This window comes from Agromyces neolithicus (assembly GCF_039529735.1).
Lineage (GTDB): Bacteria > Actinomycetota > Actinomycetes > Actinomycetales > Microbacteriaceae > Agromyces > Agromyces neolithicus.
The window spans coordinates 37462-59874 of sequence record NZ_BAAANJ010000015.1 but is presented as its reverse complement, the minus strand read 5'-3'; the positions used below and the strand labels follow the sequence as shown (position 1 = coordinate 59874).

Annotated in this window: 23 protein-coding genes and 4 tRNA genes; 6 read left to right on the top strand and 21 right to left on the bottom strand. The window is 67.5% G+C overall.

All coding sequences use genetic code 11. From position 1 onward, the window contains the following. Window positions 1-49: 49 nt before the first annotated feature. The gene (locus tag ABD164_RS14150; RefSeq protein ID WP_344296934.1) at window positions 50-643 is read left to right on the top strand and encodes a type IV toxin-antitoxin system AbiEi family antitoxin; all 594 of its coding nucleotides are present in this window, start codon (window positions 50-52) and stop codon (window positions 641-643) included. Here the strand turns inward: ABD164_RS14150 and ABD164_RS14145 are convergent. The 15 genes from ABD164_RS14145 to thrS form a co-directional block, all read right to left on the bottom strand. Next, window positions 622-2874, bottom strand: coding sequence for a RelA/SpoT family protein (locus ABD164_RS14145; RefSeq protein ID WP_344296933.1), 2253 nt, complete (start codon window positions 2872-2874; stop codon window positions 622-624). The genes ABD164_RS14150 and ABD164_RS14145 overlap by 22 nt on opposite strands. Before the next feature lie 79 nt (window positions 2875-2953). Then, on the bottom strand, window positions 2954-3967 hold the full coding sequence (gene secF, locus ABD164_RS14140) for a protein translocase subunit SecF (protein ID WP_344296932.1): 1014 nt from the start codon (window positions 3965-3967) through the stop codon (window positions 2954-2956). After that, window positions 3967-5712, bottom strand: coding sequence for a protein translocase subunit SecD (gene secD, locus ABD164_RS14135; protein ID WP_344296931.1), 1746 nt, complete (start codon window positions 5710-5712; stop codon window positions 3967-3969). The genes secF and secD overlap by 1 nt, the downstream gene beginning before the upstream one ends. A gap of 62 nt (window positions 5713-5774) precedes the next feature. Further along, window positions 5775-6140 (bottom strand): preprotein translocase subunit YajC, encoded by a 366-nt coding sequence (yajC, locus tag ABD164_RS14130; RefSeq protein WP_344296930.1) that lies wholly within the window; start codon window positions 6138-6140, stop codon window positions 5775-5777. Between the two features lie 98 nt (window positions 6141-6238). Next, complete coding sequence (gene ruvB / locus ABD164_RS14125; protein WP_344296929.1) at window positions 6239-7339, bottom strand: Holliday junction branch migration DNA helicase RuvB; 1101 nt, start codon at window positions 7337-7339, stop codon at window positions 6239-6241. Then, on the bottom strand, window positions 7336-7956 hold the full coding sequence (gene ruvA, locus ABD164_RS14120) for a Holliday junction branch migration protein RuvA (protein ID WP_344296928.1): 621 nt from the start codon (window positions 7954-7956) through the stop codon (window positions 7336-7338). Before ruvA ends, ruvB begins: the two co-directional genes overlap by 4 nt. After that, entirely contained in the window at window positions 7953-8558 is a 606-nt protein-coding gene (gene ruvC / locus ABD164_RS14115; protein ID WP_344296927.1) for a crossover junction endodeoxyribonuclease RuvC, read from the bottom strand. Before ruvC ends, ruvA begins: the two co-directional genes overlap by 4 nt. A gap of 9 nt (window positions 8559-8567) precedes the next feature. Next, complete coding sequence (locus ABD164_RS14110) at window positions 8568-9326, bottom strand: YebC/PmpR family DNA-binding transcriptional regulator (protein ID WP_344296926.1); 759 nt, start codon at window positions 9324-9326, stop codon at window positions 8568-8570. A gap of 108 nt (window positions 9327-9434) precedes the next feature. Next, window positions 9435-9962: a DUF1697 domain-containing protein gene (locus ABD164_RS14105; RefSeq protein ID WP_344296925.1), complete on the bottom strand. Its 528-nt coding sequence runs from the start codon at window positions 9960-9962 to the stop codon at window positions 9435-9437. A 25-nt stretch (window positions 9963-9987) separates the two neighbouring features. Next, entirely contained in the window at window positions 9988-10725 is a 738-nt protein-coding gene (locus ABD164_RS14100) for a hemerythrin domain-containing protein (RefSeq protein ID WP_344296924.1), read from the bottom strand. A gap of 121 nt (window positions 10726-10846) precedes the next feature. Next, window positions 10847-11524, bottom strand: coding sequence for a hemerythrin domain-containing protein (locus ABD164_RS14095; protein WP_344296923.1), 678 nt, complete (start codon window positions 11522-11524; stop codon window positions 10847-10849). A 35-nt stretch (window positions 11525-11559) separates the two neighbouring features. Then, a complete protein-coding gene (pdxT, locus tag ABD164_RS14090) occupies window positions 11560-12195 on the bottom strand; it encodes a pyridoxal 5'-phosphate synthase glutaminase subunit PdxT (protein ID WP_344296922.1) in 636 nt (211 codons plus the stop codon). Next, on the bottom strand, window positions 12192-13109 hold the full coding sequence (gene pdxS, locus ABD164_RS14085) for a pyridoxal 5'-phosphate synthase lyase subunit PdxS (RefSeq protein WP_344296921.1): 918 nt from the start codon (window positions 13107-13109) through the stop codon (window positions 12192-12194). Before pdxS ends, pdxT begins: the two co-directional genes overlap by 4 nt. 101 nt (window positions 13110-13210) lie before the next feature. Then, entirely contained in the window at window positions 13211-13774 is a 564-nt protein-coding gene (locus ABD164_RS14080; protein ID WP_344296920.1) for an HIT family protein, read from the bottom strand. Beyond that, window positions 13771-15762: a threonine--tRNA ligase gene (gene thrS, locus ABD164_RS14075; protein ID WP_425545952.1), complete on the bottom strand. Its 1992-nt coding sequence runs from the start codon at window positions 15760-15762 to the stop codon at window positions 13771-13773. Before thrS ends, ABD164_RS14080 begins: the two co-directional genes overlap by 4 nt. A 180-nt stretch (window positions 15763-15942) precedes the next feature. Between thrS and ABD164_RS14070 the strand changes: the two genes are divergently transcribed. After that, a complete protein-coding gene (locus tag ABD164_RS14070) occupies window positions 15943-16539 on the top strand; it encodes a hypothetical protein (RefSeq protein WP_344296919.1) in 597 nt (198 codons plus the stop codon). Window positions 16540-16594: 55 nt separating this feature from the next. Here the strand turns inward: ABD164_RS14070 and ABD164_RS14065 are convergent. The 3 genes from ABD164_RS14065 to ABD164_RS14055 form a co-directional block, all read right to left on the bottom strand. Continuing rightward, window positions 16595-16666 (bottom strand) — tRNA-Val (locus ABD164_RS14065). Between the two features lie 24 nt (window positions 16667-16690). Next, window positions 16691-16764 (bottom strand) — tRNA-Cys (locus ABD164_RS14060). A gap of 56 nt (window positions 16765-16820) precedes the next feature. Continuing rightward, window positions 16821-16892, bottom strand: a tRNA-Gly gene (locus ABD164_RS14055). Between the two features lie 260 nt (window positions 16893-17152). On the opposite strand from ABD164_RS14055, the gene ABD164_RS14050 reads away from it, so the two are divergent. Further along, a tRNA-Val gene (locus ABD164_RS14050) sits at window positions 17153-17225 on the top strand. 121 nt (window positions 17226-17346) lie between these two features. Further along, complete coding sequence (locus tag ABD164_RS14045) at window positions 17347-17706, top strand: VOC family protein (protein WP_344296918.1); 360 nt, start codon at window positions 17347-17349, stop codon at window positions 17704-17706. A gap of 36 nt (window positions 17707-17742) precedes the next feature. Here ABD164_RS14045 and ABD164_RS14040 read toward each other — a convergent pair whose 3' ends face one another. The 3 genes from ABD164_RS14040 to zapE all read right to left on the bottom strand — a co-directional run bounded on the left by ABD164_RS14040 (window position 17743) and on the right by zapE (window position 20843). After that, window positions 17743-18312, bottom strand: coding sequence for a type II toxin-antitoxin system PemK/MazF family toxin (locus ABD164_RS14040; protein ID WP_344296917.1), 570 nt, complete (start codon window positions 18310-18312; stop codon window positions 17743-17745). A gap of 41 nt (window positions 18313-18353) precedes the next feature. Further along, window positions 18354-19574: an ammonium transporter gene (locus ABD164_RS14035; protein ID WP_344296916.1), complete on the bottom strand. Its 1221-nt coding sequence runs from the start codon at window positions 19572-19574 to the stop codon at window positions 18354-18356. 213 nt (window positions 19575-19787) lie between these two features. Further along, a complete protein-coding gene (gene zapE / locus ABD164_RS14030; RefSeq protein ID WP_344296915.1) occupies window positions 19788-20843 on the bottom strand; it encodes a cell division protein ZapE in 1056 nt (351 codons plus the stop codon). 143 nt (window positions 20844-20986) lie between these two features. Here zapE and ABD164_RS14025 point away from each other — a divergent pair, with 143 nt between their 5' ends. Together ABD164_RS14025 and ABD164_RS14020 are read left to right on the top strand one after the other, a co-directional pair. Continuing rightward, on the top strand, window positions 20987-21886 hold the full coding sequence (locus ABD164_RS14025; protein WP_344296914.1) for a sulfurtransferase: 900 nt from the start codon (window positions 20987-20989) through the stop codon (window positions 21884-21886). 66 nt (window positions 21887-21952) lie between these two features. Continuing rightward, complete coding sequence (locus ABD164_RS14020) at window positions 21953-22411, top strand: SufE family protein (protein WP_344296913.1); 459 nt, start codon at window positions 21953-21955, stop codon at window positions 22409-22411. Window positions 22412-22413: the final 2 nt, after the last annotated feature.

Below are 22413 nucleotides of genomic sequence, written 5' to 3'. Positions count from 1 at the left end.
ATCTCGGCCAGGCGCGCCAAGGGGCGATCACATGCCCCAGCATGGGGACATGGCAAGGCTTCCCGCGGTGCTCGGCACCGATGACCTTCCGCTCGCCGAGCTCTGCGCCGCGCGCATCGACGGCGAGCTCTTCACGATCGACGAGGGGTGGGCGCCGATCGACGAGCCCGACCTTCCGAGCCTTCGTGCGGCCGTGATCGCGCTGCGGGTGTCACGCCCGCTGATCATCGAGCGGCTCTCGGCCGCGTGGGTGCACGACGGGCTCGACTCGCCGCCGCGCACCGCGCAGTTCTGCGTGCCGCACGGCTCGCGCATCGCGGTGATCGCCGACCGACGGGTCACGATTCGCGAGGTCGCGCTCACCGACGACGAGTTCATCGAACTCGGCGGCGTGCGCTGCACCACGCCCGCACGCACCGCGTTCGACCTGCTGCGCGAGGCGGCGCTGCCCGATGTCGACTCCGAACGCATCGTGACGCGACTGCTCGCCGCACGACCTCGGCTCGAAGGCCAGATCCGCGAGCGATTCGATCTCGCCCGGCGCATGCCGTACCGCGCTCGTGCACTCGCGCGCCTCGATCACGCCGTCGAGGCAGCGTCGGCGAACTCTGCCGGCTCGGGTCAGCCGTCGCTGACGCGGTAGACGTCGTAGACGGCGTCGATGCGCCGCACCGCGTTCAGCACACGATCGAGGTGGGTCGTATCACCCATCTCGAACACGAAGCGGCTGACGGCCAGTCGGTCGGTCGACGTCGAGACGTTGGCCGAGAGGATGTTCACGTGATGCTCCGACAGCACACGCGTGACGTCTGAGAGCAACCCGGCCCGATCGAGCGCCTCGATCTGGATCTGCACGAGGAACACGCTCTTCGAGCTCGGCGCCCACTCGACCTCGATGATGCGCTCGGGCTCGCGCATGAGCGATTGCACATTGTGGCAGTTGGCCTGGTGCACCGACACGCCGGCGCCACGCGTGATGAAGCCGACGATCTTGTCGCCCGGCACCGGTGTGCAGCACCGGGCGAGCTTCACGAGGATGTCGGGCGCTCCCCGCACGAGCACGCCCGAGTCGGAGTGGCGTGGCAGCGGCCGCGACCGAACGGGGATGGGAAGGTCGGGTTCATCGCCTTCGTCGATGTCGCGAACGAGCGAGACGACCTTCTCGAGCACCGACTGGGTCGAGACGTGCCCTTCGCCGACCGCCGCGTACAGTGCCTCGACGTCGTCGTAGCGCAGCTGGGCTGCCACTTCGGCGAACGAGTCCTGGCTCATGAGCTTCTGCAGCGGCAGGTTCTGCTTGCGCATCGCTCGGGCGATCGCGTCGCGCCCCTGCTCGATGGCCTCGTCACGGCGTTCCTTCGTGAACCACTGCCGGATCTTGTTGCGGGCACGCGGGCTCTTGACGAATCCCAGCCAATCCTGGCTCGGGCCGGAGTCGGGGTTCTTCGAGGTGAACACCTCGACGACGTCACCGCTCGAAAGCACGCTCTCGAGGGGCACGAGTCGACCGTTGACCTTCGCGCCCATCGTGCGGTGGCCGACCTCGGTGTGCACCGCATAGGCGAAGTCGACAGGGGTCGCGCCGGCCGGCAGGCCGATCACCCGACCCTTCGGCGTGAAGACGTAGACCTCTTTCGCGCCGATCTCGAAGCGCAGTGAATCGAGGAACTCGCCGGGGTCGGCGGTCTCGGCCTGCCAGTCGGAGATGTGCGCGAGCCACGCCATGTCGGTCTCGTTCTGCGGGGCGGGGCCGCCCGCCGAGCGGCCGGTGGTCTGCTCTTTGTACTTCCAGTGCGCGGCGACACCGTATTCGGCGCGCTGGTGCATGTCGTGAGTGCGGATCTGAATCTCGACCGCGCGCCCCCTCGGACCGAGCACGGTGGTGTGCAGCGACTGGTAGAGGTTGAACTTCGGGGTCGCGATGTAGTCCTTGAACCGGCCCGGCAGCGGAGTCCATCGTGCGTGGATCGCGCCGAGCACGGCATAACAGTCGCGCACCGAGTTCACGAGCACTCGGATGCCCACGAGGTCGTAGATCTCGTCGAAATCTCGCCCTCGCACGATCATCTTCTGGTAGATCGAGTAGTACTGCTTCGGCCGGCCGACGACTCGCCCGCGAATCTTCGCGACCTTCAGGTCGTCGTTGATGAGGTCGATGACGTTCTGCACGAACTCTTCACGCTGCGGCGTGCGCTGCTTCACGAGGCTCTCGATCTCGGCGTAGAGCTTCGGGTAGAGCACCGCGAACGAGAGGTCCTCGAGCTCCCACTTGATGGCCTGGATGCCCAGCCGATGGGCGAGCGGCGCATAGATCTCAAGCGTCTCGGTCGCCTTGCGCGTCGCCGACTCGGCCGGCACGAACCCCCACGTGCGGGCGTTGTGCAACCGGTCGGCGAGCTTGATGATGAGCACCCTGATGTCTTTCGACATTGCCACGATCATCTTGCGCACGGTCTCGGCCTGGGTCGAGTCGCCGTACTTGACCTTGTCGAGCTTGGTGACGCCGTCGACGAGCATGGCGATCTCGTCGCCGAAGTCGGCCCGCACCTGGTCGAGCGTGTACGAGGTGTCTTCGACGGTGTCGTGCAGCAGGGCCGCCGCGACCGTTTTCGATCCGATGCCGAGGTCGGCCAGAATCTGCGCGACGGCGATCGGGTGGGTGATGTACGGCTCGCCGCTCTTGCGCTTCTGTCCTTCGTGCGCGCGCTCGGCGACGGTGTAGGCCCGTTCGATGAGCGAGAGATCGACCTTCGGATGGTGCATCCGAACGGTGCGAATCAGTGTGTCGACCGCACCGGTCGGCTGCGCCTTCGAGAAGATGCGTGGCACGAGACGGCGCAGCGAAGCCGTCGAATTGACTCCGGCTTCAGTCACGCGTCAGCACCTCCAGAACTCAATTATCACCGTTCTTCGAGGTGCGACGCGCGGCCGGACATAACGCCTGCCACGAACATCAGGCCGTGGGGACCACCTCGGCCGACGAGGAACCCGCCCGCTCGCGCTCTTTCAGGACCTTCTGGTCGTGCCGGTGGATCTCGGTCTCGCCCTCACGCAGTTGCGAGTAGAGCGGCGCCGCAAGGAACACGGTCGACCACGTGCCGACGAGGATGCCGATCAGCAGCGCGAGCGAGATGTCGCGGAGCGTGTCGGCGCCGAGCACACCTGCACCGAGGAAGAGGATCGCAGCGACCGGCAGCGCGGCGACGACGCTGGTATTGATCGATCGGACGAGGGTCTGGTTCACCGCGAGGTTGACCGACTCGGCGAACGTGCGCCGTGACTCCTGCCCGTCTTCTGAGGTGTTCTCACGGATCTTGTCGAACACCACCACGGTGTCGTAGAGCGAGTAGGCGAGGATCGTGAGAATGCCGATCGTTGCGGCGGGGCTGATCTCGAGGCCCAGTGCCGCATAGATGCCCACTGTGGCGACGAGGTCGGCGATCAGGGCCAAGATCGCCGCGAGCGACATCTTCCATGTGCGGAAGTAGAGCGCCATGATGATGCCGGCCAGCAGCATGAACGCCACGAGGCCGACGAGCGCCTGACGGGTGACATCGGCACCCCAGCTCGGCCCGATGAACGACGACGTGACCTCGGACTCAGGCACGCCGTAGGCTTCGGCCAGGGCAGTGGTGACCGCGCGCGAGTCGGCCTGCTCGAGCTGGTCGGTCTGCACGCGAACCCCGTCGCCGCCGACGATCGTCACATGCACTGTTGCGTCGGGCACGACGGATTCGACGGCATCGATCGCCGGCTGCTCCTCGGCGTTCTCGACGCCCGCGATCTGGAATTGCGAGCCCCCGCGGAACTCGATGCTGAAGTTGACACCCCGCAGGATCGGTATGAGGACCGAGAGCAGCAGCAGTACGGCGACGATCGTGTACCACTTCTTGCGGCCGCCGACGAAGTTGAAGGAGCGCTTGCCCGTGTAGAGGTCGTTGCCGAAAGTGGTGAGACGGTTGGCCATCAGGACTCCTTGCCGTCGTTCGAGGAATCGCCCGCGCCGACGGTCGCGGCCGCCTTGCGTTCGGCGATGGTCTGGCGCCGCTGCGCCTCTTTCGCGCTCGACGCGGCCTTCTTCACCGGCACGGCGACGGGCTTGCGGAACTCTGCGCGACCGCGGTACACGGCGCCGAGCGCATCTGGGTCGAGGCCCGACCACGGGTTTCCGCTCGAGAAGAACCTCGTCTGCGCGAGCAACTGCAGCATCGGGTGCGTGAACAGGATCACGACGACCACGTCGATGATCGTGGTCAGACCGAGCGTGTAGGCGAAGCCCTTCACGCTGCCGACCGCGAGGATGAACAGCACGATCGCCGCGAGCAGGTTCGTGGCCTTCGACGCGAGTACCGTTCGGAAGGCTCGCTTCCAGCCGGCCTCGACGGCGCTGACGAGCTGACGACCGTCTCGGAGCTCGTCGCGGACGCGCTCGAAGTAGATGATGAACGAGTCGGCGGTGAAGCCGATCGCGACGATGAGGCCCGCGATGCCCGCGAGCGAGAGGCGGTAGCCCTCACGCCACGACAGGATCGTGATCATCAGGTAGGTGATGATTCCGGCGATCACGAGCGATGCGATCGTGACCGACCCGAGGGCCCGGTACTGGAAGAGCGTGTAGATCACGACCAGGATGAGGCCGATGAGGCCCGCGATGAGGCCGGACTGCAGCTGCGAGGTACCGAGCGTGGCTGAGATCGTGTCGGACGACTGCACCGTGAAGCTGATCGGAAGCGCGCCGAACTTCAGCTGGTCTGCGAGCGATTTCGACGACTCCTGCGTGAAGTCGCCGGTGATCTGCGGGCGGCCGTCGGTGATCGCCCCGTTCATGCGCGGTGCGGTGAGCACCGCACCGTCGAGCACGAACGCGAACTGGTCGCGCGGCGATGCTCCCTGGCCCTGCAGCCCGTAGAGACGGGTGCTGACCTCGGCGAAGTCCTGCGTGCCCTGGTCGTCGAAGACGATGTTGACCGCCCACTGGCCGGTGCTCGCGCCCGTCTGGGTCGTCACCATGCCGTTCGTCGCGTCGACGATGTTCTCGCCGCTCGCCTCGACGGGGCCGAGCAGGTACTTCGTGGCGCGTTCGATGTCGCAGGTCACGAGCGGCTCGTCGGCAGGGGCGACGTTGGTCTCGGCCTCATCGAGGGTCGCACAGTCGAAGTTGTCGAACTCGTCTTGCAGCGCCGGCGTGATCCATGCCAGGTCGCTGCCGTCGGTGGGCTCGGTCGTCGGAGTCGACTCGAGCTCTTCGGCAGGATCGGTGGGTTCGGGGCTCGCAGTCGGGTCGATCGACTGGTCTGTCGCAGAACCTGCGAGAAGCACGGCGCGCAGTTCGAGCTTCGCCGAGGACTCGATGCGTGCGCGCGTCTGGTCGTCGAGTTCACCGGGGATGCGCACGACGACGTTCGAGCCCTCGGTGTTGATCTCGGCCTCGGCGACACCCGAGGCGTCGACGCGCTGACGGATGATCGAAACGGCCTGATCGAGCTGCTCCTGCGAAACGGACTGGCCGGTCTCGACCTTCGGCTCGAGGATGATCTGGGTGCCGCCCTCGAGGTCGAGCGCGAGCTTCGGGGTCCATGACCCCTCACCCCAGATGACACCCGCGGCGTTGATGCCGAACAGGAGCGCGATGATGACACCCAGCCAGGTGAGGGAACGCCATGCCTTACGGACGGGCGTCGGCCGGGATGACCGCTTCGATGGTGCAGCCACGTTTCTGCTTTCTCTGCAAGAGCCCGCGCGTCAATGCACGGGCCGAGCCTCGGTGAGGAGTACTAGTCGTCTGACTTCTTGGCGTCGGGCGTCTCGTCGGTCGACGGGGTGCCCTCGGCGGGCTCGTCGGCGACACGCTCGCCGAACTCGGGCTCGCTGCCGAGCGACTCGGGCGCCTCGTCGGTCTCGGATGCCTCGACCACGCGAGCGACCGTCTGCCGGTGCACGGTGAGCACAGTGCCGGGCGAGGTCTCGAGCAGCACCTGGTTCTCTTCTTCGTCGATCGAGAGGATCGTGCCGAACAACCCGAAGTTGGTCATGACCTTCGCGCCCGGCTGCACCTTCGCCTGCAGCTGCTCGGCGTCGGCCTTGCGCTTGCGCGAGTTGCGGAACATGAAGAAGATCAGCACCGCCAGAACGGCGAGCATGATGATAGTGAACGGATCGAACGTCATGAGGGGGAGTTACCTTCCGGTGTGCGTAGTGCGCACGAAGTCAGTGGCGCTGAGGGCGTCGCCTCAAAGGATTATAGGTCATCGATCGGAAGGCCCGCTGCAGCACCGGGCGCGCGATCGGCAAGTCCGAAATGCCGCCATGCCGCCGGCGTCGCAACCCGTCCACGCGGTGTTCGGGTGATGAGCCCGATGCGAACGAGGAACGGCTCGACCACGGCCTCGATGGTCTCGGCCTCTTCGCCTACCGATACCGCGAGGGTGTTGAGGCCGACAGGCCCGCCACCGAAGCGCGTGAGGACGATCTGCATCACGGCGCGGTCGAGCCGGTCGAGGCCCAGCGCGTCGACGTCGTAGAGCTCGAGCGCCGCGCGCACCGCCGTGAGGTCGGCCCGGCCGCCGCGCCGACCTGAGCCGCTGGCAGGGTGCACGAGCGCGTAGTCGCGCACGCGCCGCAGCAGCCGATTCGCGATGCGCGGTGTTCCACGACAGCGGCCGGCTATCTCGGAGAGCGCCTCGCGGTCGGCATCGAGCCCCAGCAGCGATGCCGCCCGTGCGAGCACCTGCTCGAGCTCGGCCTCGTCGTAGAACTCGAGGTGCGCTGTGAACCCGAAGCGGTCGCGAAGCGGGTTTGGCAGGAGCCCGGCGCGGGTCGTCGCCCCGACGAGCGTGAACGGCGCGAGGTCGAGCGGCACCGACGTGGCGCCGGCCCCCTTGCCGACCATGATGTCGATTCGGAAGTCTTCCATGGCGAGGTACAGCATCTCTTCGGCCGAACGGGCCATGCGGTGGATCTCGTCGATGAACAGCACCTCGCCGGGCACGAGCGAACTCAGGATCGCGGCGAGATCTCCGGCGTGCTGAATGGCCGGACCACTCGACATGCGCAACGGCCGGCCGCCCTCGTGGGCGACGATCATCGCGAGCGTGGTCTTGCCGAGACCCGGGGGGCCCGCGAGCAGGATGTGGTCGGGCGTGCGCTGCTGCAGCATGGCCGCGGTGAGGAGCAACTGCAACTGCCCGCGTACGCGCGTCTGCCCGACGAACTCCTCGAGGCTCTTCGGGCGAAGCGCCCCCTCGAACGCGAGCTCGGCTTCGGAGGCGAGGACCGGGTCGGTGAGGTCGAGGTCGACATCGAGGTCGCCGCTCTCGATGTCGCTGTTGCTGTTGCTCATCGTGACCGCCCCGACTGTTGAGCCGGCCCGAGCCGCGACAGCGTGAGACGCAGCAGGGTCGGCACCGAAGCAGCCTCGGTGTCTGACGCCGCGGCGATCGTCTCGTCGACGGCCTCTGCAGCGATGCGCTCGGACCAGCCGAGACCCGTGAGGGCCGCGAGTACACTCTCGGCGGCCCCGCCGGTGACGACCGCCGCCGGCCGGGCGGTCGCGGCCGGCGCGACGAGCTTGCCGGCGAGCGAGACCGTGATGAGCTTGGCCGTCTTGGGACCGATGCCGCTGACCTTGCGGAACACTGCGTCGTCGTCTCGCTGCACGGCCTCGGCGACCTGCTCGGGTGAGAGCGCCGACAGCACGCCGAGCGCCGACTTCGGGCCGACGCCCGTGACGCCGATGAGCAGGTCGAACACGTCGAGCTCGTCACGTGTGCCGAACCCGAAGAGCGTGAGCGAGTCTTCGCGCACCACCATTGTCGTGTGCACGCTCGCCTCGCCGCCCTCTCGGCTCGCAAGCGCGAGTGCGGGAGTCGTGTTGACGTGGAAACCCACGCCACCGACGTCGATGACGATCGAACTGCCGCCTGCCGAGAGCACGCGTCCGCGAAGAGAGGAGATCACTCCTTCAGCCTACGGGCCGCCCCCGACACGGCCGCGGAGCGCTCGGCGGCGAGCCATGCCCGTTGAGCGGGCGTCAGGCTCGACGCCTCGGCCGGAGCCGCGGCATCCTGAATCGCGGCGCCCGCCGCTCCCCCGGTGCGCCACGCATGGCAGATCGCGAGCGCGAGGGCGTCGGCGGCGTCGGCGGGCTTCGGCACCGCGTCGAGGCCGAGGATGCGGGCGACCATCGCACCGACCTGCTTCTTGTCGGCACGCCCGTACCCGGTGATCGCGGCCTTCACCTCGCTCGGCGTGTGAAGTGCGACCGGAAGCGCCCGGCGGGCCGCGATCAACATCGCGACACCCGAGATCTGGGCGGTGCCCATGATGGTCGACACGTCACTTCGGGCGAAGACACGCTCGAGCGCGACCGCCTGGGGCCGGTGCTCCTCGATGATCGCCTCGATGCCGTCGGCGATGCGGGCGAGGCGTCGCGGTGTGTCGAGATCGGCCGGCGACCGCAGCACCACGACGTCGACGAGTCGCGCGGTGCGATCAGGCTCGACATCGACCACACCGACGCCGCATCGCGTCAGGCCGGGGTCGATGCCGAGCACGCGCACGGCGATCGGCTAGTCCTCGGTCTCGAGCTCGGCCTGCACCTCTGGGCTGAGGTCGAAGTTGCTGTATATGTTCTGCACGTCGTCGCTGTCTTCGAGCGCGTCGATGAGGCGGAACACCTTGCGAGCGGTGTCGGCGTCGATCTCGACCTTGAGGTTGGGCACGAAGGCGGCGTCGGCCGAGTCGTAGTCGATGCCGGCCTCCTGCAGCGCGGTGCGCGCGGCCACCATGTCGGATGCCTCGGTGACGACCTCGAACGTCTCGCCTTCGTCGGTGACCTCTTCTGCACCGGCGTCGAGCACTGCCGCGAGGATGTCGTCTTCGGTCGTTCCCTCAGCGGGCACGACGATCAGGCCCTTGCGCGCGAAGTTGTAGGCGACCGAGCCCGGGTCGGCCATGGTGCCGCCGTTGCGGGTCATCAGCGTACGCACCTCGGCGGCCGCCCGGTTCTTGTTGTCGGTCAGACACTCGATGAGCAGCGCGACGCCGTTGGGGCCGTAGCCCTCGTACATGATCGTCGTGTACTCGATGGACTCACCGGTGAGCCCCGCGCCCCGCTTGATGGCCCGATCGATGTTGTCATTGGGGACCGAGGTCTTCTTCGCCTTCTGCACGGCGTCGACGAGGGTCGGGTTGCCCGAGAGATCGGCACCGCCCATCTTCGCGGCGACCTCGATGTTCTTGATGAGCTTGGCGAACGACTTGGCACGACGCGCGTCGATGACGGCCTTCTTGTGCTTGGTCGTTGCCCACTTGGAATGCCCGGACATGCGTCTCCTGAGTCGGTTTCGCGGCGGGTTCAGCCCGCCGACAGACCATTCTAAGCCAGCGTCTGTGACGCCCGGTGATCGATGAGCGGATGCCGCGGGGCCGGGCGTTCACCCGAGCACCCTCTGCAACGTGCGTAGGTTGCGATTCGTCGTCAACGGCTTGTACTTCGCCTTGCCGATGAGCTTGGCGAACGGGGTGTCGACGGTGGTTCCCTTGACCGGGTTCCAGTAGAGAACGCCATCGCCCGCCGCGAGCGGATCGACTTCGGGATCGACATCGATGGCCTGTATCAACTCGTCGATCACAGCCGTCTCGGTGGCGAAGATGACCCACGGCTGCCGCCGCGCATCGTCGGCATCGAATGGGAACTCCTCGACGGCCCGCTCGAGTTCGGCCCACGTCACGAGCACGATCCAGGCGTCGTATGCGAAGCGCTCGCCGAGCGCCTGTTCGATGCGTCGCTTCAGCGCGGCGCGACCTTCTCGCTCGGCCGTCTCGAAAACGACGTTGCCGCTCGCGAGAACTGTGCGCACTCCCCCGAAGCCGAGGCTTTCGAAGAGTTCGCGCAACTCAGCCGACTTCACCGTGATGCCGCCGACGTTCACGCCGCGCAGCAGGGCGATCCAACTCGTCATGACCCGACTGTACGGCGGGCCACCGTCACGGGATCTGCGGCACCGGCCGTCCCTCGTACAGTTCGCTCATCGCATTCTCGTATCGGCGCTTCAGCAGAAGCGAGTACAGCAACCGCACTGGACCGGGCAGATTCGCCTTCATCCACTCAGGGCGCTCTGCAGCCGGCAGGGTCGCGAGCATGAGACCCAGCTGCACGGCCATGACGTCGCGCGGCAGCTCCTTGCGGGCTGCCTGGATCGCACCATTGGCATGCTCGCTCATCTCGTCCCACTCCTGCTGGGTCAGCACCGATCCTGCGACCGGCACGATGTGTTCCTCCTCCGGCGCGAGATGGCCGAACAGCGTGTCCCGCAGGTGCTCGACAGCCACCGCCAGTCGGTCCCGCGTCGCGACATCTGCGCGTGCGCGCCAGGGTTCGAGCAGCGGCTCCACCACTGCGAGCTCCGCCGCCACCTGCGCGTGCTGGGCCTTCATCTGGTCGACGTGGGCGACGCAGCCGGGCGAGCGTTGCACGAGCCGATCCCAGAGCACGAGGTCTTCGGTCTCGTGATGCAGATGCAGCGCCCAGAAGTCCATGTGCGCGTAGTCGGCCACGAGGGACGCCCGACCGACGTCGCCGTCGTCGACGGCGCGGATGAGTCCCGGGAGTTCGCTGTAGAGCCACCGGAAGATGCGGTGCACCTGGATGAGGTCGGCGGTGTCGCAACCCGGTTGCGGCCCGTCAGGCAACGGTCCGGAACTGCTGGGAAGTTTTGTGGCCATGTCGGACCCCCGTACCGCGCCGCATTGCGTGCGTAGGGGTCACTGAAGTCGGCGCATCGAATGGACAACGGACGATGCGAATATACTCGCGGCCCGGGGCATCCGCCATCAGGGAGAGCACCTATCCCGTACCGTGGAGCTTTCGCATCTCGGCCTCGTAGCGCGGGCGGCCGAGCACGCCATAGAGCAGGCGGAGCGGCGCCGGGAACGTCGTCGTGAACCAGGCGTCGCGCTCATCGTCGGGGAAACTGTCGAGAATCATGCCGAGCTGTACGAGAAGGCGTGAGACGGGGACCTGGGCACGGGCATGTGCACCGAGCTGATCCCATTCCTTCTGCGTGAACACCGGACCCGCCACAGGGAGGATGCTCGCTTCCTCGTCGCCGAGGTGAACGGCCAGTGCCGCGAGCACGTCGTCGAGCGCCACGCGAAGGCGCGCGCGATCGTCGTCCGAGGCCGAGGCCTCCCACGCCGGCGTGACCCGCTCGAGCTCGACGAGTCGCTCGGCGATGGCGGCGTGCTGCGCCCGCATGCGTTCGACGTGTGCGGCGCACTTCGGCGCACGATCGCTGAGGCGGTCCCAGAGCATCAGGTCTTCGCCCTGATGGTGAGCGTGCAGTGATCCCGCGATCTCACGCGTGAAGCGACCCACGGCTCCGGCCCGTTCACGGTCGCCCTCGGCGACGTCGTCGACGAGTCGACGGGCATCGCCGAACACCTTGCGGAAGAAGCGGTGCACGACGATCATGTCGCCGGTGTCGCATCCGACCGCGCCCGTGCTCGCAAGCCGCCTGGCCATGGAACCTCCACTCGGCTCCCATTATCGGCTCGTGATCAGGCCGCGGCCACCTTTCGGATGAAGTACTCGTGGAAGCGGTATTCCCCCGTGATCTCGGGGTGGAACGACGTTCCGAGAAGGTTGCCCTGCTCGACCGCGACGACCCGGCCGTCGGAGAGGGTGGCGAGCACCGTCGCCTTCGGGCCGACCGACTCGACGACCGGGCCACGGATGAAGACGGCGTGCACGGGCGGATCGCCGAGCACGGGGATGTCGAGGTCGGTCTCGAACGACTGGTTCTGCGAGCCGAACGCGTTGCGCCGCACCACCACGTCGAGCCCGCCGAGCGACTGCTGGCCGGCGATCGCGTCGAGCAGGGTGTCGGCGAGCATGATGAGCCCGGCACACGTGCCGTAAACCGGCATGCCGGCGGCGATCGCGGACTTCAGCGGCGCCTGCAGCCCGAACGTGCGCGAGAGCTTGTCCATGACGCTCGACTCACCACCGGGGATGATGAGCCCGTCGATCGCCTCGAGTTCGTCAGGCCGCCGAACGAGCGACGCCCGCGCACCGAGCCTCGTCAGCACGTGCGCGTGCTCGCGGAAGTCGCCTTGCAGCGCGAGAACGCCGACGCGGGGGCCGGCCGCAGCCACTGCCCCCGCGTCGAGTGATTCGGTGCGGAGCGTCGTCACCAGCCGCGCTCTGCGAGGCGGTGAGGCGCTGCGAGGTCACCGACGTTGATGCCGACCATCGCCTCGCCGAGTCCTCGCGAGACATCGGCGATGACCGACGGGTCGTCGTAGAACGTCGTCGCCTTCACCACGGCCGCCGCTCGCGCCTCGGGATTGCCCGACTTGAAGATGCCCGAGCCTACGAACACCCCGTCGGCGCCGAGCTGCATCATCATCGCGGCATCCGCGGGCGTTGCGACGCCGCCCGCGACGAAGAGCACGACGGGCAGCTTGCCGGTCTCGGCGACCTCGAGCACGAGCTCGTAGGGGGCCTGCAGCTCTTTCGCGGCGACGTAGAGCTCGTCGCGCGTCATCGACTTCAGCTGGTTGATCTCGGACGAGATCTTGCGGATGTGCTTCGTCGCCTCGGAGACGTCGCCTGTGCCCGCCTCACCCTTGGAGCGGATCATCGCCGCGCCCTCGTTGATGCGTCGCAGCGCCTCACCGAGGTTCGTCGCACCGCACACGAAGGGGGTGTTGAACGCCCACTTGTCGATGTGATTCACGTAGTCGGCGGGTGAGAGCACCTCGGACTCGTCGATGTAGTCGACGTCGAGCGCCTGCAGCACCTGCGCCTCGACGAAGTGGCCGATGCGGGCCTTCGCCATGACGGGGATCGAGACCTCGGCGATGATCGCCTCGATGAGGTCGGGATCGCTCATGCGCGCGACGCCGCCCTGGGCGCGGATGTCGGCGGGCACGCGCTCGAGCGCCATGACGGCGACAGCGCCGGCGTCTTCGGCGATGCGGGCCTGCTCGGCGGTGACGACGTCCATGATGACGCCGCCCTTCAGCATCTCGGCGAGGCCGCGCTTGACGCGGCTCGAGCCGGTCTGCGAGGTCGCGGCGGGCGCGGGCACGGAAGCTTCGGTCATGGTGTCAATCCTAATCGTCGGGTGGGGTGCTCACGGCGCCGCGATGGAGGGTCGCACGGGGGCGTATTGGACACCGCGTCCAGCGGACGCGGCCGGTCGGTTCAGGCGGGCCAGGCCTCGGCGATCTCCTGCCTGACTTCGCCGAGCAGTCGCGGCAGCGCCTTCGTGCCGGCGATGATCGGGAAGAAGTTCGAGTCGAGCGCCCAGCGCGGCACGATGTGCTGGTGCAGGTGCTCGGCGATGCCCGCTCCGGCGATGCGGCCCTGGTTCATGCCGATGTTGAAGCCGTCACAATGCGACACCTGCTTCACGACGCGCATGGCGACCTGCGTGAGTTCACCGATCTCGGCGACCTCATCGGCCGACGCCTCGTCATAGGTCGCGACATGGCGATATGGGCAGACGAGCAGGTGCCCGCTGTTGTAGGGGAACAGGTTGAGCAGCACATATGCGAAGCGGCCGCGGGCGACGATGAGCGATTGCTCGTCGGCCATCTCGGGCGCACGGCAGAACGGGCAGGCGTGTTCGTCGGGCTGCTGGCCATGCTGGATGTAGACGAGGCGATGCGGCGTCCACAGTCGCTGGAACGCATCGGGAACCCCGGCGAGATCGGCCGATGAGTCGGTCGGGACCTCGGTGAACTCGTCGGGCTGGTAGCTGGTCATGCGAAGAGGTCGTCGCGAGTCGTGACCTGGCGCCGTTCGTCGATCGAGGCGCGGATGTGCGCGACCGCCTGGTCGATCGCCACACCGTTCTCCTGCGTGCCGTCGCGGAACCGGAAACTCACGGTCTCGCCCGCACGGTCGTGCTCACCGGCGATGAGCTGGAAGGGCACCTTCTGGGTCGTGTGCGTGCGGATCTTCTTCTGCATGCGGTCGTCGCTCGTGTCGAGTTCGGCACGCACTCCCGAGCTGCGCAACAGCTCGATGATCGCCCCCAGGTACGGCACGTATTCGTCGGCGACCGGGATGCCCACGACCTGCACCGGCGCGAGCCACACGGGGAACGCCCCGGCGTAGTGCTCGAGCAGGATCGCGAAGAACCGTTCGATCGAGCCGAACAGCGCCCGGTGGATCATGATGGGCCGCTTCTTCTGCCCGTCGCGGTCGGTGAACTCGAGCTCGAAGCGCTCGGGCAGGTTCGGGTCGACCTGCACCGTCGAGAGCTGCCAGGTGCGACCGATCGCGTCGCGCGTCTTCAGGTCGATCTTCGGCCCGTAGAACGCCGCCTCGCCCGGCATCTCGGTGAGCTTCAGTCCACTCGCGCGGGCGACGTTGCGCAGTGCGTTCGTCGAGTACTCCCAGAACTCGTCGGAGCCGATCCACTTGTCTTTCGCGTCGTCGCGCATCGACAGTTCGAGCTCGAAGTCCTCGAGGCCGAAGTCGCGCAGCATCGAGATGACGAAGTCCATGACCTTGGTGGTCTCCTCCTCGAGCTGCTCGGGCGTGACGAAGAGATGGGAGTCGTCTTGCGTGAAGCCGCGCACCCGCGTGAGGCCGTGCAGCGCGCCAGAGAGCTCGTTGCGGTACACGGTGCCGTTCTCGGCGAGCCGCATCGGCAGGTCGCGATAGCTGCGCCCGCGTTCCTTGTAGATGAGGATGTGCATCGGGCAGTTCATGGGCTTCAGGTAGTAGTCCTGGCCCTGCTTCGTGATGCTGCCCTCTGCGTCGCGCTCCTCGTCCATACGGATGGGCGGGAACATGCCCTCCTTGTAGGTGACGAGGTGGTTCGACTGCAGGAAGAGGTCTTCCTTCGAGATGTGCGGGGTGTACACGTAGGTGTATCCGCCGGCGACGTGGCGACGACGCGCGTGCTGCTCCATCTCCATGCGCACGACACCGCCGCGCGGATGCCAAACCGAGAGCCCCGACCCGATCTCGTCGGGGAAGCTGAACAGGTCGAGTTCGCGACCGAGCTTGCGGTGGTCGCGCCTCGCGGCCTCTTCGAGTCGGTGCTGGTACGCGCGCAACTCGTCTTTCGTGGTCCATGCGGTGCCGTAGATGCGCTGCAGTTGCGGGTTCTTCTCGGAGCCTCGCCAGTACGCCGCAGCGAGGCGCATGAGCGCCCAACCGTTTCCGATCATGCGGGTGTTCGGCAGGTGCGGACCGCGACACAGGTCCTTCCAGACCGTCTCGCCCGTCTTCGGGTCGACGTTGTCGTAGATCGTGAGCTCGCCCGCGCCGACCTCGACCGACTCGTGGTCGTCGCCACTGCCCTCACCGTGCCCTGCCGCGCCCTTCAGCCCGATGAGTTCGAGCTTGTATGGCTCGCTCGCGAGTTCGGCCCGTGCCTCGTCGTCGGTGACGACGCGGCGCACGAAGCGCTGCCCCGAACGGATGATGCGCGCCATCTCTTTGTCGAGCGCCTTGAGGTCGTCGGGAGTGAACGGCTCGGCGACGTCGAAGTCGTAGTAGAAGCCGTCGGTCACGGGCGGGCCGATGCCGAGCTTCGCCTCGGGGTTGATCGACTGCACCGCCTGCGCGAGCACGTGCGCGGCCGAGTGACGCAGGATGTTCAGGCCGTCGGGCGAATCGATCGTCACGGGATCGACGTCGTCGTCGTCGGTCACCGTCGTCGCGAGGTCCTTGAGCTCGCCGTTGACGCGCATGGCGACAACAGATCGATCGGTGAAGAGCGCGAAGCCGTCAGCCACCTTGATCCACTCCTTGGATTCTCGAAAACGAACCCTTCAACTGTAGTGGTGCGCCGGGTCGCGCCCCGCGCGATGGGTCGCGCCTCGCTTCGGTGATCGGATGTCCCGGCCACCCGATCGAGCGGACTGTCGGTGGGCACACCGAGGCGGCTGCCCTGAGACAGTTCTAGAGTTTCCCTCATGTACACAGACAAGGAATCTCCGTTCGGCGATGCGTACGACGACCGCATCGTGCGCACCGGCGACTTCGAGCCGGATGTCTCGGTCGAGGACTGGGTGGCCAAGTACCGCCTCGGCGATCTCACCGCCGGGCCCATCTTCTGGACGTCCATCGAGACGCTCTCCCCCACCCGCACGGTCGGCAAGGGTCGCACGAACCTCACGCTGATCCGCCCGACGATCCTGCAGACCGATGCCGCGACCCCTCACGCCGCGTTCGATCGGCGCGAGTCGCCGAACCGCAATCCAGCGGTGTCGGTGCACTTCGCCCCCGGCGCATACGGCGCCACGGGCGTCGGGACATACGTGTTCGCGTTCGCGGTCGAGGCATTCGGCACGGCCACGTTCGCGCCCACCGGGTACGCGGGCAGCGGTGTCGTGGATGCCGCGGGTGCGATCTCGTTCAGCGGGCGCCGTACCATCACCGTGATCCTGCGGAACGTGCAGCCCGGCCAAGACACGTGGGCGGCGATCGAGCAGACGTCGGGCACGGCCTGGTCGTGGTTCAGCACCCGCATCAGCCTGCCGCCGCTCGTGCTCGAGGTCTTCCAGCCATAGCCGATCGCCGCACCGACAACAGAAGCCCCGGCTGTTGGCCGGGGCTTCGTATCAGTGGGCGATACTGGGATCGAACCAGTGACCTCTTCCGTGTCAGGGAAGCGCGCTACCGCTGCGCCAATCGCCCAGAGCCGTGATGATTATCGCAGCTTGGAGGTGGATACGGGATTCGAACCCGTGTATACGGCTTTGCAGGCCGCTGCCTCGCCTCTCGGCCAATCCACCGTGTTTGGGTTCACCACCAGAAGAACAGGAATGAACTGACGCTCATTCCCGATCAGAGCGGATGACGAGATTCGAACTCGCGACCCTCACCTTGGCAAGGTGATGCGCTACCACTGCGCCACATCCGCGTTGCCCGCATTTCTGCGTGCAGAGAGACTCTAACGGATTCGGTGAACGAATCACAAACCGAGCCGACCGCGTGGCACGTTCCCCCCGGTCATTCCCAGATTCGGCGGCAGAACCCCGGGCGTGTCGAGTGCGAAACGCCACTCACGGCATCGCCTCCGGCACGCACGCACGAGCCCGATGTGCCCCCGATGTGCATTCGCCCGGGTCGGTCGGCTAGTATCGAGTCCGCAGTCACCGCGTGTGACGGCGAATCCCAATTGGGCGATTGGCGCAGCTGGTAGCGCGCTTCCTTCACACGGAAGAGGTCGTCGGTTCGAGCCCGGCATCGCCCACGAACGCCCCCACTCCACTGGGGGCGTTCTTCGTTTCCGCGCCGGGTCGACCCGTTGCGGCGTCAGCACCCTCGGTCTATCGTGGCCGCCATCTGCGGCGCATCGATGCGAGGGGGATCCCATGTCCGGTGAGGTGTCGTTCATCGAGTTCGGGGCGGCCGATGCCATGACCGCCCGCACCTTCTATGGAAAGCTGTTCGGCTGGTCGTTCGAGCCCGGACCGGGCGGCGAGGGCTACGTGATCGGCGGCGCCGGAGTGCCCGCGGGCGTGCACGGCGGCGATCCGGCCGCGGCGCCGTACGTCTTCTTCAGGGTCGACGATCTCGACGCCGCCACCGCCGCGGTCGAGCGACTCGGCGGCACCGTCGAGACGATCGGCGACGCCGACGATGAAGCCACGGCTGCGACCTTCGGCGCGTTCCGAGTCTGCCGTGATGACCAGGGTTCGCCCTTCGGCCTGCATCGTCCGCCGCGCCACTGAGCGTCGCGAGGCGGCTCCGATGAGGGCGGGTCGTCGTCAGCGCCAGCCGTATCGCGCGCCGAGCGCGTCGGCGACGAGCGAATAGCGCCGCGAATCGAGGGATGACGCTTCACGACGCATGCCGCCGGCGCGCACCCGGAACACCCGGTCGATGCGCGCCCAGCTCGGGCGACCCTCGGAGTCCCACGCGCCATCGCCAAGGGCGACGAAGTCGCGATCCCCGTCGTGGGCTTTGCTCGTGAGCTGCACCGCCAGGAAATCGCCGGCGCTCGAGGCCGCGACGATGACGACGGGGCGGTCCTTGCCGCGCCCGTCGCGCTCCTCGTAGGGCACCCAGGTCCAGACGACCTCGCCGGGGTCGGGCTCGCCATCGCGTTCGGGGGTGTACGCGAGTCGAACGCTTCGCAGGCGAGCCGGGTCGATCTCGATCGTGGCGTCATCACCGGCCTGCCCGGGCGAGACCTCGTGCTCCCCCGTCGTCACGGGCGGCGTCGTCGACGTGCGGCGGCGCCGCGGCGCGACATCCGCCTGCCTGCTCGAACCGCTCGCGAACAGGGGCCGCAGAACACGACCGAGGGCGGTGAGGAAGCGGCTGGTGTCGTTCACACCGGCACACTACCCCACCGCCCTCAGGCAGTCAGGACCGCTCAGACGTTCTCGAGCGCGTACCCCTCGTGGCCGTGCACGACCGTGTCGATACCGGCGATCTCGTCCTCGTTCTTCACGCGGAAGCCGATCGTCTTCTCAATGGCGAAGCCCAGGATCCAGGCGATGACGAACGAGTAGATCAGCACGGCGAAGGCCGCGATCGCCTGCACCGCGAGCTGGCCGAGGCCGCCACCCGTGAAGAGACCGGTGTCGATGGCGAAGAAGCCGAGGTACAGCGTTCCGATGAGACCGCCGACCAGGTGGATGCCCACCACGTCGAGCGAGTCGTCGAAGCCGAGCTTGAACTTCAGCTCGATCGCGAGGGCGCAGAGCGCGCCGGCCACGACACCGAGCAGCAGCGCCCAGCCCGGCTCGAGGTTGGCACACGCGGGGGTGATCGCGACGAGACCGGCGACGGCACCCGAAGCGGCACCGACGGCCGTCGGCTTGCCGTCCTTGACCTTCTCGACGACGAGCCAGCCGAGGATCGCCGCGGCGGTGGCGCCGAGGGTGTTGAGCACGATCAGGCCGGTGTTGGCGAGGCCGTTGAGCCATTCGGCGCCGGCGTTGAAGCCGAACCAGCCGAACCACAGCACGGCAGCGCCGAGCAGTGTCAGGGGCACGTTGTGGGGCTTGTCCATGCCCTTCTGGAATCCGACGCGCTTGCCGAGCACCAGCGCCAGGGCAAGGGCGGCAGCGCCGGCGTTGATGTGCACCGCCGTACCGCCCGCGTAGTCGATGACCCCCGGCAGGCCGAGCGTCTCGCCGAGGCTCATGATCCAGCCGCCGCCCCAGACCCATGCGGCGACCGGGAAGTAGACGAGTGTCGCCCAGATGCCGGCGAAGATCATCCACGACCCGAACTTCGCGCGGTCGGCGATGGCGCCCGAGATGAGGGCGACGGTGATGATCGCGAACGTCGCGCCGAAGGCGACGCCGATCAAGTCGGTGTTCGCCGACTCACCGGTCGCGAGCGAGCCGAGTGCGAAGTCCGACAACGGGTTGCCCGCGAACTCCCAGACGCCGTCGACGGCACTCATGTTGAAGCCGTACAGCAGCCAGAGCACGGTGACGAGCCCGAGCGCACCGAAGCTCATCATCATCATGCTGACGACGCTCTTGGCCTTGACGAGTCCGCCGTAGAAGAAGGCGACACCCGGCGTCATGAACAGCACGAGTGCTGTGGCGGTGATCGCCCACGCAATGCTTCCCGTATCCATTGAAATTCCTCACACCTCGTGTATCTGCAGGGGATGTACTCGAGGTGGTCAGAACCTGCGCCGGTCTCGGGTACAGCGTTCAGACTGGTGCCGCGACGTTTCGGCGGAACTGCATCGAAGGTTTCGCGTCGGTTACGAAAACGAGCGTCGTGTAACGAGCGTGTTTCAGGGCGCCGTGAGTGGGCCCGAGATCAGCGGATGTCCCGTGCCGCGTCAGTCGTGCGGAGGGAGCTCACCCGTGGTCAGGGCGATCATGCGCGACATCGCACGCAGGTACTTCTTGCGGTAGCCGCCCTGCATCATGTCACCGCCGAAGACCTCGTCGAGCGGGAGCCCGCTCGCGACGATCGGCACCTCGGCGTCGTAGACCCGGTCGATGAACGCGACGAGGCGCAGTGCGGCGTTCTGGTCGGTGAGCTCGTGCACGCCGTCGAGCGCGATGACCTCGATGCCGTCGATGAGCTTGATGTACTTCGACGGGTGCACAGTCGCCAGATGGGCGATGAGCTCGTCGAAGCCGTCGAGCGAGACGGCGTGCCCGCGGGCGGCGAGCGCATCGGCCGTGCGCGCGACATCGTCGTCGGGGCCCAGCGCGGCCGCATGCCCCTCGGTGTCACGGCGGCGGTAGTCGAGGCCGTCGATGCGCAGCGTCTCGAAGTTCGACGAAAGTGCGTGGATCTCGCGGAGGAAGTCGGCGGCCGCGAAACGCCCCTCGCCGAGCGCGTTCGGCGGTGTGTTCGACGTGGCCGCGACGCGCGTGCCGCCTGCCATGAGCTCGCCGAGGAAGCGCGTCATGAGCATCGTGTCGCCCGGGTCGTCGAGCTCGAACTCGTCGATGCAGATGAGGCGTGCGCCCTTGAGCAGCTGCACCGCCGGGACGTAGCCGAGTGCGCCGACGAGGGCGGTGTACTCGATGAACGTGCCGAAGTACTTGGGCCCGTGCGCGACATGCCAGAGCGCGGCGAGCAGGTGCGTCTTGCCGACGCCGAATCCGCCGTCGAGGTAGACACCGGGCAGCTCGATGCGCGCCGGCCGCTTTCGTGAGAAGAAGCCGCCCGGCCGCTGGGCTGCCCGCCACGCCCCGGCGAACTCGTTGAGCCGGTCGAGGGCAGCCTGCTGCGACGGAAAGTCGGGGTCGGGGCGGTAGGACTCGAACGAGGCGTGCTCGAACTGCGGGGGCGGCACGAGTTCCGACGCGATCTCGGCGCCCGAGATCGTGGGGTTGCGATCGACGAGGCGAACGAGGGTCTTGCTCGGTGCCGAGGTCATGCTGGTGGAGCTCCCGTGTTGCATCGGATGACGGGTCTGGTGACTTCACCCCGCGCGCCGCGTAGATTCGTGGTGGACAGGTCAACAGCCTAGTCCGCTCCCCCACCCCGTCCCCGCCCGACCGGGCGATCCAGGAGGTAGTCATGCCCGCCGAGTTCGACGCAGCCCAGAAGCTCGCCGAGTACGCGCACCCCGAGCGTCTCGTCACGACCGATTGGCTCGCCGCGCACCTCGGCGAACCCGGCCTCGTCGTCGTCGAATCCGACGAAGACGTGCTGCTCTACGAGACCGGTCACGTCCCCGGCGCCGTGAAGATCGACTGGCACACCGAGCTGAACGACCCGGTGGTGCGCGACTACGTGAACGGCGAGCAGTTCGCCGCCCTGCTCGGCTCGAAGGGAATCTCCCGCGACACGACGGTCGTGATCTACGGCGACAAGAACAACTGGTGGGCCGCGTACGCGCTGTGGGTCTTCACGCTCTTCGGGCACGACGACGTGCGACTGCTCGACGGCGGCCGTGACCTCTGGATCGCCGAGGGCCGCGAGCTCACCACGTCGGCGCCAGAGGTGACACCCGTCGAGTACCCCGTCATCGAGCGCGACGACAGCGCCGTGCGCGCCTTCAAAGACGATGTGCTCGCCCACCTCGGCAACCCGCTCGTCGACGTGCGCTCACCCGAGGAGTACAGCGGTGAGCGCACGACCGCACCTGCCTACCCCGAAGAGGGCGCGCTCCGCGCGGGTCACATTCCCACCGCGGCATCCGTGCCGTGGGCTCGTGCCGCCGCCGACGACGGAACGTTCAAGACCCGCGAAGAGCTCGACGAGATCTACCGCGGCGAGGTCGGACTCGACGACGGCGACGACGTCATCGCCTACTGCCGCATCGGCGAGCGTTCGAGCCACACGTGGTTCGTGCTCACGCACCTGCTGGGCTTCGAGAAGGTGCGCAACTACGACGGGTCGTGGACCGAGTGGGGCAGCGCGGTACGAGTTCCGATCGTGACCGGCACCGAGCGGGGTGACCTCCCCGCACGCTGAGCGCGGGCCGGCGAGCATGCGGGCCGCCGGGCCCGCGTCGCATCGGGCCATGGGAGAATAGAACGGATGGACCAGACGACCCTCCCCGCGACGCTCGCCGAGACCCGCGACGACTTCCTCGTCCTCGAGGTGCGAGACCGGCTGCAGCTGCTGCTCGAGTTCTCGAACGAGCTCCCCGAGCTGCCCGAGCGCTACGCCGACCACCCCGACCTGTTCGAACGGGTCGTCGAGTGCCAGTCGCCGGTGTTCATCTTCGTCGAGGTCGTCGACGACATCGTGCACCTGTTCGCGACAGCTCCGGCCGAGTCGCCGACGACGCGCGGCTTCGCGTCGATCCTGGTTCAGGGCATCGACGGCCTCACCGTGCAGCAGGTGCTCGACATCCCCGCCGACTACCCCCAATCGCTCGGGCTGGGCGAGGCCGTCTCGCCGTTGCGGGTGCGCGGCATGACCGGCATGCTCGCCCGCACCAAGCGGCAGCTGCGCGAGCGCGTCGCCGAACAGGCCGAGTCCGCCGGCACGTAGCG